This window comes from Microbacterium telephonicum (assembly GCF_003651225.1).
GTDB classification, from domain to species: Bacteria; Actinomycetota; Actinomycetes; order Actinomycetales; family Microbacteriaceae; genus Microbacterium; species Microbacterium telephonicum.
In genome coordinates this window covers 198,901-212,793 of sequence record NZ_RCDB01000004.1, presented here as the reverse complement: position 1 = coordinate 212,793, position 13,893 = coordinate 198,901, and the positions used below count along the sequence as shown (strand labels likewise).

10 protein-coding genes and 1 pseudogene are annotated in these 13,893 nt (G+C 71.4%); 6 read left to right on the top strand and 5 right to left on the bottom strand.

Going from position 1 to position 13,893, the window contains the following annotated elements:
* Positions 1–72 precede the first annotated feature (72 nt).
* Positions 73–1,467, top strand: coding sequence for an MFS transporter (locus tag C7474_RS14450; protein WP_121061138.1), 1,395 nt, complete (start codon positions 73–75; stop codon positions 1,465–1,467).
* On the opposite strand, the pseudogene C7474_RS14445 reads toward C7474_RS14450, so the two are convergent.
* Positions 1,446–1,772, bottom strand: a pseudogene (locus C7474_RS14445) (DUF899 domain-containing protein); the annotation flags it as partial. The gene C7474_RS14450 and the pseudogene C7474_RS14445 overlap by 22 nt on opposite strands.
* An 85-nt stretch (positions 1,773–1,857) precedes the next feature.
* On the opposite strand from C7474_RS14445, the gene C7474_RS14440 reads away from it, so the two are divergent.
* Both C7474_RS14440 and radA read left to right on the top strand, forming a co-directional pair.
* Positions 1,858–2,811 (top strand): L-lactate dehydrogenase, encoded by a 954-nt coding sequence (locus tag C7474_RS14440; protein WP_121061136.1) that lies wholly within the window; start codon positions 1,858–1,860, stop codon positions 2,809–2,811.
* Between the two features lie 87 nt (positions 2,812–2,898).
* Positions 2,899–4,257 (top strand): DNA repair protein RadA, encoded by a 1,359-nt coding sequence (gene radA / locus C7474_RS14435; RefSeq protein ID WP_121061134.1) that lies wholly within the window; start codon positions 2,899–2,901, stop codon positions 4,255–4,257.
* Positions 4,258–4,614: 357 nt separating this feature from the next.
* Here radA and C7474_RS14430 read toward each other — a convergent pair whose 3' ends face one another.
* The 3 genes from C7474_RS14430 to C7474_RS14420 form a co-directional block, all read right to left on the bottom strand.
* The gene (locus C7474_RS14430; RefSeq protein ID WP_121061132.1) at positions 4,615–5,028 is read right to left on the bottom strand and encodes a dehydrogenase; all 414 of its coding nucleotides are present in this window, start codon (positions 5,026–5,028) and stop codon (positions 4,615–4,617) included.
* A 336-nt stretch (positions 5,029–5,364) separates the two neighbouring features.
* Positions 5,365–6,060 (bottom strand): hypothetical protein, encoded by a 696-nt coding sequence (locus C7474_RS14425; protein WP_241965281.1) that lies wholly within the window; start codon positions 6,058–6,060, stop codon positions 5,365–5,367.
* Between the two features lie 26 nt (positions 6,061–6,086).
* The gene (locus C7474_RS14420) at positions 6,087–6,587 is read right to left on the bottom strand and encodes an amino-acid N-acetyltransferase (RefSeq protein ID WP_121061130.1); all 501 of its coding nucleotides are present in this window, start codon (positions 6,585–6,587) and stop codon (positions 6,087–6,089) included.
* A 139-nt stretch (positions 6,588–6,726) separates the two neighbouring features.
* On the opposite strand from C7474_RS14420, the gene C7474_RS14415 reads away from it, so the two are divergent.
* From C7474_RS14415 to C7474_RS14405, 3 genes are read left to right on the top strand one after another with little or no spacing between them, the layout of a single operon-like run.
* A complete protein-coding gene (locus tag C7474_RS14415; RefSeq protein WP_121061128.1) occupies positions 6,727–9,234 on the top strand; it encodes a circularly permuted type 2 ATP-grasp protein in 2,508 nt (835 codons plus the stop codon).
* Positions 9,231–10,115: a transglutaminase family protein gene (locus C7474_RS14410; RefSeq protein WP_121061126.1), complete on the top strand. Its 885-nt coding sequence runs from the start codon at positions 9,231–9,233 to the stop codon at positions 10,113–10,115. The genes C7474_RS14415 and C7474_RS14410 overlap by 4 nt, the downstream gene beginning before the upstream one ends.
* Before the next feature lie 56 nt (positions 10,116–10,171).
* A complete protein-coding gene (locus C7474_RS14405) occupies positions 10,172–11,125 on the top strand; it encodes an amidase domain-containing protein (RefSeq protein ID WP_121061124.1) in 954 nt (317 codons plus the stop codon).
* A gap of 156 nt (positions 11,126–11,281) precedes the next feature.
* Here C7474_RS14405 and C7474_RS14400 read toward each other — a convergent pair whose 3' ends face one another.
* A complete protein-coding gene (locus tag C7474_RS14400; RefSeq protein ID WP_121061122.1) occupies positions 11,282–13,804 on the bottom strand; it encodes an ATP-dependent Clp protease ATP-binding subunit in 2,523 nt (840 codons plus the stop codon).
* Between the last annotated feature and the right edge of the window lie 89 nt (positions 13,805–13,893).

The window sequence follows — 13,893 nt, the reverse complement described above, 5'->3', positions numbered from 1 at the left end:
CCCAACCGGCGGCGAACCGCCCCGCCGCACCACCCCGCCCCGACCCCCTCCGCCACCCCGTAGGTTGGGCCCATGACGGAGCGGATGTCGCCGCAGCAGCGCCTGGTGGTCGCGATCGCCGTGCTGGGGTCGTTCGTCGCGTTCCTCGACGGCACGGTCGTCAACGTCGCCCTCCCGGCGATCGCGAGAGAGCTCGGAGGCGGCCTGTCGACTCAGCAGTGGACCGTCGACTCCTACCTCGTCACCCTCGGCGCCCTCATCCTCGTCGCCGGTGCCGCGAGCGACGCGTACGGCCGGCTCCTCGTCCTCCGCATCGGACTGATCGGCTTCGGCGTCGCCTCGCTCGCCGTCGCGGCGGCCCCGACGATCGAGCTGCTCATCGCGGCGCGCGCGCTGCAGGGCGTTGCCGGCGCCTTCCTCGTGCCGAGCTCGCTCGCCCTCATCACCTCGACGATGTCCGACCCGGCGCACTCACGCGCCATCGGACTGTGGACGGCCCTCACGACGAGCGCCATGATCGTCGGCCCGCTTATCGGCGGCGTGATCGTCGACTTCTCGTCGTGGCGCTTCGTCTTCGTCATCAACGTGCTGCCGATCGGTCTCGCGCTCTGGTTGCTCACCCGCCTCGACGCCCGCGATCAGCGCCGACCCGACGCCCGCATCGACTGGCTCGGCGCCGCCCTGTGCACGGTCGGACTGGGCCTCGCGGTCCTCGCCCTCATCGAGCTGCCGGTCGCCGCCGACCCGATGCTGCTGTGGATCGCCCTTGTCGCCGGCATCGCGCTGTTCGCGGGCTTCCTCTGGCGGCAGCATGCGGCATCCGTCCCTCTGCTGCCGCTGTCGCTGTTCCGCAGCGCCACGTTCGCGAACGGCAACATCGCGACGTTCTTCATCTACGCGGCGCTCTCGCTCAACGGCTTCATCGTCGCCGTCTACCTGCAGCAGGGGGCCGGCCTCACCGCCACCCTCGCGGGACTCGCGAGCCTGCCGACGACGATCCTCACGATCGCGCTGAGCTCGCGCATCGGCGCCCTCTCCGGACGCATCGGCCCCCGGCTGTTCATGACGGTCGGGCCGGTAGTGATGGCGATCGGATGCCTGCTCCTGCTGACCGTCGGCGACGACTTCGACTACTGGTGGCAGGTGCTGCCGGGCATGGTCGTGCTCGGCCTCGGACTCGCGATCACCGTCTCGCCACTGACCGCCGGCATCCTCGGGTCGGTCGATCCGGAGCGCTCCGGCATCGCCTCGGCGGTCAACAACGCCGTCGCCCGCGTCGCCGGCCTGTTCGCGGTGGCCGGGGTCGCGGCGATCACCGGCGGCGCCCTCGACCTCGCCGGCTTCCACCGCGCGAGCTGGACGGCCGGCGCGCTGCTGATCGCCGGCGCGATCGTGTCGGCGATCGGCGTGCGCAATCCGCCGCGCGAACGCCTGGACGCCGAAGCTCAGCCCGACGCGGCGCCGTAGAGCGCGCCGATCTGCTTCGAACTGCGGCCCACGTCGTAGGTGCCGTGCTGCGGCCACCCGTCCGGCACGTCCTGCCACTCCTCCTGCCGGCCGTAGGGCAGCACGTCGAAACCGGCATCCGGCGGCGCGCCCATGTCGGCGCCGAACGGACTGTGCGCCGTCGAGTGCCACTCCATCCGGTTGCCGACCCGCTCCTTGTAGGCCAGGGCGTCCTCGATCGAGCCGTGCGTCACGATCACGAACCGGGCGTCGTATTGGTCGAGGAAGTCGAGCCGCGTGAACTGCGACGTCCACCCGGTCCGCCCATCGTGCGCCGCTGCCGCGCCCCCGGCAAGACCCCTGGCCATCCGACGGTGGCCGGTGCGGCATCCGTCCTGCCAGACTGAGCCCATGAGCGTGATCGAGAACTCGAAACTCACTGTCGTCGGCGCGGGTGCGGTCGGATCCTCCGTCGCCTACGCCTCCCTCATCCGCGGGTCGGCGCGCCACGTGGCGCTGTACGACATCGCGACCGAGAAGACCGAGGCCGAGGTGCTCGACCTCTCCCACGGCGCCCAGTTCACCGGGTCGAGCGACATCACCGGCGGCTCCGACATATCGGTGGCCGCCGGCTCGCACGTCATCGTCATCACCGCCGGCGCCAAGCAGAAGCCCGGCCAGACGCGCACCGAGCTCGCCGGCGTCAACGCCAACATCCTGAAGACGATGATGCCGCGGCTGCTCGACGTCGCCCCCGACGCGGTTTTCGTCATCGTCACGAACCCCTGCGACGTGCTCACCGTGCTCGCGCAGGAGGCCACCGACCTGCCCGTCGAGCGCATCTTCGCCTCCGGCACCGTGCTCGACACGTCGCGTCTGCGCGTGAAGATCGCCCAGCGCGCCGGCGTCTCGGTCGCGAGCGTGCACGCCTACATCGTCGGCGAGCACGGCGACACCGAATTCCCGCTGTGGTCGCACGCGACGATCGGCACCGTGCCGATCCTCGACTGGCAGCCCCTCGACGGCCAGCCGAAGTTCACCGTCGACGAGCTCGACCAGATCGCCGTCGACGTGCGCGACGCCGCCTACAAGGTCATCCAGGGCAAGGGCGCGACCAACTACGCGATCGGCCTGTCCAGCGCGCGCATCGTCGAGGCGGTGCTCGGCGACCAGAACGCCGTGCTGCCGGTCTCGACCGTGCTCGACGACTTCCACGGCGTGAGCGGCGTCGCCCTCTCGGTGCCGTCGATCGTCAACGCGAAGGGTGCCGCCCCGATCCGCGAGACGACGTTCTCGGCAAACGAGCTGGGCCTGTTCCGCCGCTCGGCCGACGCGCTGCGCGAGGTCGCCGTCTCGCTGCGCTGAGTCCACGCACGTACCGATGCCGCGGCGGTCTCCACCGTCGCGGCATCGTCGTGTCCGGGTGTCGGATGCCGCGGCTAGCCTTGCAGGATGGCCACCCGACGCCCCGCCACCACGAGCGCCTTCCGCTGCACCGAATGCGGGTGGACCTCCGCCAAGTGGGTGGGCCGCTGCGGTGAATGCCAGCAGTGGGGCACCGTCGTGGAGGCTGCCACGGCGACCGGCATCGTGCACACGGTGACGGCATCCACGCCGCTGCGCGCGGCCCGGCCGATCACGCAGATCGACACGAGCGAGGCGCCGCGGCGCACGAGCGGCATCGGCGAGTTCGACCGGGTGCTCGGCGGCGGCGTCGTGCCCGGCGCGGCGATCCTGCTGTCGGGCGAGCCCGGCGTCGGCAAGTCGACGCTCCTCCTCGAGGTCGCCGCGCAGAGCGCCCGGGCCGGTCGCCGCGTGCTGTACGCGAGCGCGGAGGAGTCCCTCGGCCAGGTGCGGCTGCGCGCCGAGCGCACCGGAGCGCTGCACGACGAGCTCTACCTCGCCGCCGAGACCGACCTCGCCACGATCCTCGGACACATCGACCAGGTGCAACCCGAACTGCTCATCGTCGACTCGGTGCAGACGGTGTCGTCTTCCCTGAGCGACGGCGTCGCCGGGCATCCCAGCCAGGTGCGGGAAGTGGCATCCACCCTCATCCGCGTCGCCAAGGAGCGCGACCTGCCGGTGATCATCGTGGGACACGTGACGAAAGACGGCTCGATCGCCGGTCCCCGCATCCTCGAGCACCTCGTCGACGTCGTGTGCCAGTTCGAAGGCGACCGGCAGACGTCGCTGCGCTTCGTGCGGGCGCTCAAGAACCGCTTCGGCGCGACCGACGAGGTCGGCTGCTTCGACATGACCGGCGACGGCATCGCCGAGGTCCCCGATCCGAGCGCCCTGTTCCTCGGGCACGGCTCGAGCGAACCCGGCACGTGCGTCACGATCGCCCTCGAGGGGCGCCGCGCCCTCCCCGTCGAGGTGCAGGCGCTCACGCTCCCCGCCGGCGGCGGCAATCCGCGCCGCATCGTCAGCGGGGTGGATGCCGCCCGCGTGGCCATGGTGCTCGCGGTGCTCGAGAAGCGCGCCGGGCTCAAGCTGTCCGACCAGGACGTGTACGTCTCGACCGTCGGCGGCGTGCGGCTCGTCGAGCCCGCGGCCGACCTCGCGATCGCCCTCGCCGTCGCGAGCGCCGTCACCGGTCGGCGCAACCCGACCGGCGTCGCGGCCGTCGGCGAGCTCAGCCTCGCCGGCGAGATCCGCGCGGTCACCCAGCACGATCAGCGCCGCTCCGAGGCGACGCGCCTCGGCTACCGCGCCGTGCTCGACCGGTCCTCGAACACGGTGCAGTCCGCGCTCTCCGACCTCGCCCGCCTGCACCCCGCCGACCGCCGCGACCGCCCCGACTTCTGACGCGCCGGTTGTGCGCCGCGCGCCCACCCGCTCCGCTCGCCAGCACAAACGGCGCCCCCCGGCGGCGGGCACCCACCGGTTCTGACTGCCGAGCGCACGGTGCGTGACCTCACCAGTCACGAACGGCGACCTACGGCGACAACCACCCACCACTTCTGACTGCTGAAGCCTCGCCCTACCGGCGCACACGCAGCGCGCAGCATCCGCCGCCCTCACCAGTCACGAACGGCGACCCACAGCCGCATCCACCCAGCATTTCTGACTGCTGAGCGCGGCGCGCGCGCGCTCACCAGTCACGAGCGGCGGCCTGCACCGGCATCCGCCCGCCTCTTCTGACTGCGGAGCGAAGGGCGGCGGTCAGACCTCGAGGGCGGCGAGCAGGTCGGCGGGGGCGGCCTGCATCGGATGCGGGCCCGCGATGTCGAAGAACACCGTCGTGATCTCGTCGGCGTGCACGTTGAGGAACGCCTTCAGCCACCCCGGCGACTGCAGCGCGACCGCGGGCGGAAGCGTCGCGGGCTTGTTCTTCGCGTCGCTGAACAGCAGCAGCGCGACCTGGCCCGTGTTCGGGTCGCGGAACGTCCACACCTCGCCGCTGTCGAGCGGGTTGTCGCGCTGGCCGGGCTTCATCAGCGGGACGACTGTCGGTCCGTGGCGCAGCGCGAACGCGAGGGCCGCCATGTCCTGGGTCTGCAGTGCATCCGCGAGCTGCGAGTTGGAGAACTCGAGGGGCTCGCCCTTCGCCGCTTTCGCGCGCTTCTTCCCGGCCATCCGTCCAGCGTACGCGGGTGCGGATGACGGACCCCTCGCCCATGGCCCGTGCAACGAACCAGGAGGGAAAAGGAAGGGGCCCTCTCGATCTCCCCATTGGGGACTGGGAAATTCGAGAGGGCCCTGCTCACCGCGGTGAGGATCCTGCATCGTGTCTCTGGGGAAGACGACGATCCATCGCTGGGGACAATGGGGACTCACCAGTGGCGGGAGCTGAGTCCAGCGTAACCGGCCACCCTTGCGCGCGGGTCCCCCAAAAGGGGGACAATGCATGAGAATGTTCTCAGGAATTCGCCGCTTTCCAGGCGAAAACCGCCCGAGAACCTGTGGATGACGTCAGCGTAGACGGAACTGCACCGGCTGCGACAGCACTCCGCCGATCGTCACCGTGAGGTTGTAGTAGCCCGGCAGCGCACCGGGGCGGTTGCCGCCGCACGTGTCGACCGACGACCGCGTGCGGTCCCACGACAGCGGCGCGGCGCTGGAGACCGTCTGCCCCGCCGCGAGCTGCACGACCTGGTTGCCCGACTCGGACTGGCAGTCCGTCGAACGCCACCAGGTGTCGCTGCCGCTCGTGATCGTGAAGCTCTGCGTCGCGGTGCCGACGTCGATGAGGCACGGGTCGGCTCCGGTGTTGGCGAGGGTGATCGACAGCTGCGGCAGCTCGCCCGAGCCGTACGACTCCTTGTCGGTGACCGCCGTCACGGCGAGGGAGCGGGTCTCGCACTGCGTGATCTCGGCCGCCTCCGGCTCCGTAGGCTCCGCGGGCGCCGGGGTCTCGGCGGGGTCGGTCGGGGCGGCATCCGCCGTCGCCGACGGGCTCGCCGAGGGCGTGGATGCGGCCGGGCTCGTCGGCACGCCGGAGCCGGACGCGGATGTGGTCGTCCGTGGCGCCGCGGCCCCGACGCCGTTCCACGGCTGCCAGACGGCGAGCGCGACGCCGCCGCCCACGACGAGCAGCACGGCGAGCAGCACCGCGAGGCGCCGCCGGCGGTACACGGCGGGCGACGGCCGGCGGGGTGCGGTGCTCACCCTTCCAGGCTACGGGCGAGCCGCTCTCAGAGCCGCTTGAGCATGCGGGTGTTGCCGAGAGTGTTCGGCTTGACGTGGGCGAGGTCGAGGAACTCGGCCACACCCTCGTCGGGGCTGCGCAGCAGCTGCGAGTACACGTCGGCGTCGACGACCTGCTCGCCGATCGGCTCGAAGCCGCGACGGCCGAAGAATTCGACCTCGAACGTGAGGCAGAACAGCCGGCTGAGTCCGAGATCGCGCGCCCGCTGCTCGAGTCCGGCGACGATGCGCCCGCCGACACCGTGCTGCAGCCACCGGTCGTCGACGATGAGCGTGCGGATCTCGCCGAGGTCCTCCCACATGACGTGCAGCGCGCCGCATCCGACGATCTGCTCGCCCGCCTCGGCGACGACGAACTCCTGCACCGATTCGTACAGGGTCACCCGCTCCTTGCCGAGCAGGATGCGCCGCTGCACCCACGGGTCGAGCAGCGCCAGGATCGCCGGCACGTCAGAGGTGCGCGCGGGGCGGACGACGAACGTGCTCACCCGCACCACACTAATGCGCGGATGCGGCACCCTCCCGCCCGGCGATGCGGCACCGCGCCCGCCGCGCACGCACCCTCCCGCGGCGCCGATAGTCTTGCGGAGCACGACCCACAGTCCTGATCCCGAAGGCGGCCCGAGCGTGAGTGTGCTGCGCGACTACGCCGCGACGGTGGCCCAGCCGACCCTGCCGTTCTCGGCCGACACGGCGCGCTACGACGAGGTCGTCGACGCCGACGGGTCGCTGCGCGCCGGGTGGAAGGCTTTGGCCGCCCCCGCCCTCGAGCTCACCCCGTCGACGCTGCAGCGCATCGAGGGCGAGATCACCCGCTTCCTCGCCGACGACGGCGTCTCGTATGCACGACCCGAGGCGGGCGCGCAGCCCTGGCAGCTCGACCCGTTCCCGTTCGTCGTCGACGCCGCGGCGTGGGCGACGCTGGATGTCGGTCTCGCCCAGCGCGCCGAGCTGCTGAACGCGGTGCTCGTCGACCTGTACGGCGAGCGCACGCTGCTCGAACGGGGCATCATCCCGGCGGCCGCCGTGACGGGCCACTCCGGTTTCGCCCGGCCGCTGGCGCGGGCGAGCGCGGTCGACCCGCATCCGCTGATCCTCTCCGCCGCCGACCTGGGACGCGACGCCGACGGCGAGTGGCACGTACTCGCCGATCGCGTGCAGGCGCCGTCGGGCCTCGGCTTCGCGATGGAGAACCGCCGCGTGATGTCGCAGGTGCTGCCCGACCTGTACCAGGAGGGGAGCCTCCACCGCGTCGAGCCCTACTTCTCGGCCGTGCACGCCGCCCTGCTCTCGTCGGCGCCGGAGGGCGTCACCGACCCGCGCGTCGTCATCCTCTCCCCCGGCACCCTCTCCGAGACCGCGTTCGACCAGGCGTTCCTCGCGAACGCGCTCGGCTTTCCCCTCGTGCAGGGCGGCGACCTCGTCGTCCGCGACGGCTTCGTGTGGATGAAGCCCGCGGGATGGCCGGCGAAGGCACCCGTCGAGCGCATCGACGTCATCGTGCGACGGGTGGATGCCGAATGGTGCGACCCGCTGGAGCTGCGCGGCGACTCACGCCTGGGTGTCGCGGGCCTGGCCGAGGCGGTGCGCCGCGGTCACGTGCGCCTCGTGAACGGGCTCGGCGCCGGCGTGCTCGAGAACCCGGCGCTCATGCCGTACCTCCCCGCCGCGTGCGAGCACCTGCTCGGCGAGCAGCTGCGCCTGCCGTCGACGCCGACCTGGTGGTGCGGCGACGCCGGGGCGCGCGAGAGCGTGCTGGCGCGCCTGCGCGCGGAAGACCCGACGCTGTTCGTGCGTCCGATCGACCGTCCCCGCAGCTCGCTCGCGGGCCGCACCCCCGCGGAGCTCGCCGACCTGATCGCCGCCGCACCTCACCGCTACGTGGGGCAGGAGCTGCTGCCGCTGTCGCAGGCGCCGTCGTGGCGCGGCGGCACGCGGGCGGGCGCCCTGCCGATCGTGCTGCGCGGGTTCACGCTGCGCTACGGCTCGGTCTACCGCCCCCTCGTGGGCGGCCTCGTCACGATGCGAGAAAGCACGGACGCCCCGCCGGTGTCGAAGGACGTCTGGGTGCTCAAGGCCGACGAGGCCGACCCCGACCAGGGCCTGGCCGAGCTCGATCCGCTGCCCGCCTCCCGCACGGTCCCCTCACTCGCGCCGCGCGCGCTGGCCGACCTGTTCTGGAGCGGACGCTACGCCGAGCGCGCCGAGGACCTGCTGCGTCTCGTGCTCACCGCGCAGCAGCAGATCGACCGCCCCGGCACGCACACGACCGGCATCCCGGCCGACGCCGTCGTGCTGCTGCAGGTGATCGCCCGCCTCGCCGGTCGCGCCGCCGCCGATCCCGAAGCCGAGTTCCGCTCACTGCTGCTGGATGGCGACCGCCCCGGCTCGGCGGCCCACTCGATCGCGCACCTCCGCGACGCGCTCTCGGGCGTGCGCGACCAGCTCTCCGGCGACACGTGGCGCGTGTTCTCGCAGGTGGAACGCGCGGTGCGGGCGCTGCGGGTGTCGCCGCATCCACACCGCTCGCAGGAGTCGGCGGGACGGATGCTGTCGGCACTGCTGTCGCTGTACGGCGTCTCGGCGAACATGGTGCGCGACCCCGGCTGGCACATGATGGAGGCCGGGCGCGCCCTGGAGCGCGCGCTCCAGGTGTGCGAGGTGCTCGCCGCCGGCGTCATCGACCGGCGTGATCCGCGCGAGGAGCGCGAGGTGCTCGAAGGCCTGCTGATCGCGTCGGAGAGCATCGTCACCTACCGCCGCCGCTACCGCGCGGCGCTGCGCGTGCCGGGCATGCTCGACCTGCTGCTGCTCGACGACGGCAACCCTCGGTCGATCGCGTTCAGCCTCGCCGCCGTGCAGGGGCACCTCGCCGCGATGCCCAGTTCGACCGGATCGTCGCGTCCGGAGCGGCTGCTGGAGCATCTGATCCGCGACCTCGCTGCGGTCGACGTCGCCGCGCTCGGCGCCTCGACGGGCGGCCGCCGTCGGGCGCTGGAGCCGTTCCTGCTCGACCTGCTGGCGCGGCTCGAGCAGCTCGCCGATTCGATCGCCGACCTGCACTTCGAGGTCGGCCCGCCGCCGGTGTCGCTGTCGTCGCTCGCGCTCATCGAAGAGATGGAGGCCCGCGCATGAAGCAGTACCGCGTGTGGCACCGCACCGCCTACAGCTACAGCGACCCGGTGCAAGACTCCGTCGGGCAGTTCCATCTGATCCCGCGCGCCCTGCCGTGGCAGACGGTGCGTTCCTCCGAGGTCACCGTGGCGCCGCATCCGGGCGATCTCAGCCCCGACACCGACTACTTCGGCAACTCCGCGACGTACTTCCACGTGACCGCCCCGCACGACGAGCTCGCCATCGCCTGCACGAGCGACGTCGTCGTCACCGAGCCCGACTACGACGCCGACGCGCTCGCTCAGCCGTGGGAGCTGGCCCGCCCGCTGCACGCTCCGACGCAGCCGGGCGCCTGGCGGGCGGCGGAGTTCGCGCTCGAGTCGCCGCGCGTGCGCCACGTCGACTCGGCGACCGCCTACGGCGCGCTCTCGCTGACGCCCGGGCGGCCGATCGGCGAGGCCGCGACCGACCTCATGCAGCGCATCCACCGCGACTTCGACTACGACTCCACGGCGACGACGGTGACCTCGACGGTCGCCGACGCGATGAGCAAGCGCGCCGGGGTGTGCCAGGACTTCGCCCACGTCGCCCTCGCCTGCCTGCGCGCGCACGGCGTCGCCGCCCGCTACGTGTCGGGCTACCTCGCGACGCAGCCCCCGCCCGGCAAGGAGCGCGTCTTCGGCGCCGACGCGTCGCACGCGTGGCTCGCGGTGTGGCTGCCCGGCACCGACGAGTGGCTCGCGATCGACCCGACGAACGACCAGTGGGCGAACGACCGTTACGTGACGGTCGCGTGGGGCCGCGACTACGGCGACGTCTCGCCGGTGAAGGGCATCATCTTCACCGAGGCGAAGACCTCGACGCTGCGCGTGCAGGTCGACGTCGCCCCGCTCGACGCGTGAGTTCGCACGGGGCACGCCTGCGGCATCCGCCCAGCACCCGTTGCTAGGGTCGGGTCGTGTCCACCCGGAGCTCGCTCACCCGCGCGCAGCGCCGTCGCCGCGTCGTGCGTCGTCGCCGCGCGCTCGCGGTGATCGTGTCGACCATCATCGTCGCCGCACTCACGGTCGGGATCTTCGGATTCATCCGCTCGCTCGGCGAGCGTCCGGCACCCTCCTCCACCCCGGATGCCGGGGGCGCCGACACGGCGTCGACCCAGCCCGCGTCGGCCGATACCGGACCGGGTGTGGACGTCGTCGCGGCGGCGGACTCCGCCCTCGGGGTGCTCGGCGACTACTCCGACGCCGCCCGTCCCACCGAGGACGCGCTCTATCAGGCGACCCAGACGCTGCGCGCCGCGACGACACCGGCGGATGCGGCCGCCGCGCAGTCCGGGGTCGATCAGGCCGTCGCCGCCGTCAAGGCCGACGCCGAGGCGTACCGCGCGCAGCTGGCCGCAGCATCCGCCGGCACCAACACGCAGCCGACCGGCGGTGACGTCGCCGCACAGCTCGGCTACCTGCACCAGTACGTCTTCAACTACAACTCCGGCGAGTGGGGCGACTACAACCCGTACGGCGGCGACTGCACGAACTTCGCGAGCCAGGGGCTCATCGCCCGCGGCTGGCACACCGACCGCACCTGGTACTCCGAGGGCGCGATGTGGACGGCCTCGAAGCCGTGGATCGCGACCGCGCCGATGGCGGCCTACTTCGACAGCCTGGGCTTCACCTATTCCACCGAGGCCGACCTCGACCGGGTGCGCGTGGGCGACATCGGGCTGTTCAGCTGGGGCGAGACCCAGGCGGGGATGGACCACACGATGACGGTGTCGAAGGTCGAGTACCGACCCGACGGCCCGCCGGTGGTGTCGTTCATCAGCCACAACGAGGACGGCGAGTTCCGCGAGCTGACGACGGCGCTGTACGTCGAGCACCAGAACTCGACGGTGCGGATCTACCAGATCCCGTGAGGCGCGGGCGTTTCGACTCGTCGCTGCGCTCCTCGCTCAACGACCGGGGTTGGTGCGCCTGCCCCCCCGGTCGTCGAGCGAGCGGAGCGAGTCGAAACGCCCGCACACACGACGACGCCCCTCCCGGCATCCGGGAGGGGCGTCGTCCGTGTCAGCTCAGGAGCCGGCCGCGAGGTCGGGCGTCGCCGTGATCTCGGGCACCGTCGACACGCCCACCGCGACTTTCTCGCCGCGCGGGCCGTGCTCGAACGTGAACTGCCCGTTCTCGGCGTCGACCTTCACGTGGTCGCCGCTGTTGAGCTCGCCGTGCAGGATCTTCTCGCTCAGGCGGTCCTCCACCTCGCGCTGCATGGCGCGGCGCAGCGGCCGGGCACCGAGCGTCGGGTCGAAGCCGATCTCGATGAGGCGGTCCTTCGCGGCATCCGACAGTTCCACCGTCATGTCACGGTCGAGCAGTCGCTCGCTCAGCCGCTTCGTGAACAGGCCGACGATCTGACGGAGCTCCGACTTGTCCAGCTGCGGGAAGACGATGACGTCGTCGACGCGGTTGAGGAACTCGGGCTTGAAGTGGCGCTTGAGCTCCTCGTCGACCTTGCCCTTCATCCGCTCGTAGGTCGTCTGGGCGTTGCCCTCGACCTGGAAGCCGACCGGGCCACCGGCGATCGCCGACGAGCCGAGGTTGGTCGTCATGATGATCACGGTGTTCTTGAAGTCGATGACGCGTCCCTGACCGTCGGTCAGACGACCCTCTTCGAGGATCTGCAGCAGCGAGTTGAAGATGTCGGGGTGGGCCTTCTCGATCTCGTCGAACAGCACGACCGAGAACGGCTTGCGGCGCACCTTCTCGGTGAGCTGGCCGCCCTCTTCGAAGCCGACGAATCCGGGAGGGGCGCCGAACAGCCGCGACACGGTGTGCTTCTCGCCGAACTCGCTCATGTCGAGCGAGATCAGCGCGCCCTCGTCGTCGAACAGGAACTCGGCGAGCGCCTTGGCCAGCTCGGTCTTGCCGACCCCGGTGGGCCCGGCGAAGATGAACGAGCCCGACGGACGCTTCGGGTCCTTGAGACCGGCGCGCTGGCGGCGGATCGTGCGGGACAGTGCCGCGATGGCCTCCTCCTGCCCGATGACGCGCTGGTGCAGCGCCTTCTCCATGAACACGAGGCGGCTGGTTTCCTCCTCGGTGAGCTTGAACACCGGGATGCCGGTCGCCTGGGCGAGCACCTCGGCGATCAGGCCCTCGTCGACGATCGCGTGGCTCGCGACGTCGCCCGAGCGCCACTGCTTCTCGAGGCGCAGACGCTCGGCGAGCAGGGACTTCTCCTCGTCGCGCAGGGCGGCGGCCTTCTCGAAGTCCTGGTCTTCGCTCGCGCGCTCCTTGTCCTCGCGGACCTTCGCGATCTTCTCGTCGAATTCGCGCAGCTCGGGCGGGGACGACAGGATGCTGAGGCGCAGGCGTGCGCCGGCCTCGTCGATCAGGTCGATCGCCTTGTCGGGCAGGAACCGGTCGCTGATGTAGCGGTCGGCGAGGTTCGCCGCGGCGACGATCGCGCCGTCGGTGATCTGCACCTTGTGGTGCGCCTCGTAGCGGTCGCGCAGCCCCTTCAGGATGTTGATCGCGTGGGGCAGGCTCGGCTCGGCGACCTGGATCGGCTGGAAGCGGCGCTCGAGCGCGGCATCCTTCTCGAAGTGCTTGCGGTACTCGTCGAGGGTCGTCGCACCGATCGTCTGCAGCTCGCCGCGGGCGAGGAGCGGCTTCAGGATGCTGGCCGCGTCGATCGCGCCCTCGGCGGCACCGGCACCCACGAGGGTGTGGATCTCGTCGATGAAGACGATGATGTCGCCGCGCGTGCGGATCTCCTTGGTGACCTTCTTCAGGCGCTCCTCGAAGTCGCCGCGGTAGCGGGAACCGGCGATGAGCGAGCCGAGGTCGAGCGAGTAGACCTGCTTGTCCTTGAGCGTCTCGGGCACCTCGCCCTTGACGATCGCCTGCGCGAGGCCTTCGACGACGGCGGTCTTGCCGACGCCGGGCTCGCCGATGAGGACGGGGTTGTTCTTCGAGCGGCGCGACAGGATCTGCATCACGCGCTCGATCTCCTTCTCGCGCCCGATGACCGGGTCGAGCTTGTTGTCGCGCGCGGCCTGCGTGAGGTTGCGGCCGAACTGGTCGAGCACCGCCGACCCGCCCTGGGCGGGCTGGTTCTGCTCGCCGGCACCCGCGGCGACGCCGGCGGGCTCCTTGCCCTGGTAGCCGCTCAGCAGCTGGATGACCTGCTGGCGCACCTTGTTGAGGTCCGCGCCGAGCTTGACGAGCACCTGTGCGGCCACGCCTTCGCCCTCGCGGATGAGACCGAGCAGGATGTGCTCCGTCCCGATGTAGTTGTGGCCCAGCTGCAGCGCCTCGCGCAGGCTGAGCTCGAGCACCTTCTTCGCACGCGGCGTGAACGGGATGTGCCCCGTCGGCTGCTGCTGCCCCTGACCGATGATGTCCTGCACCTGCTCGCGCACCGCGTCGAGCGAGATGCCCAGGCTCTCGAGGGCCTTGGCGGCCACGCCCTCGCCCTCATGGATGAGGCCGAGGAGGATGTGCTCCGTGCCGATGTAGTTGTGGTTGAGCATCTTCGCCTCTTCCTGGGCGAGGACGACCACTCGACGGGCACGGTCCGTGAATCTCTCGAACATTGTCGACTCCTCCGGGCGCCGAGTCTTCTGACGCCTTACGACGAGGGTAACGACCGGCGGATGCCGGTATGCCCGTGTTCGCCAGGGGC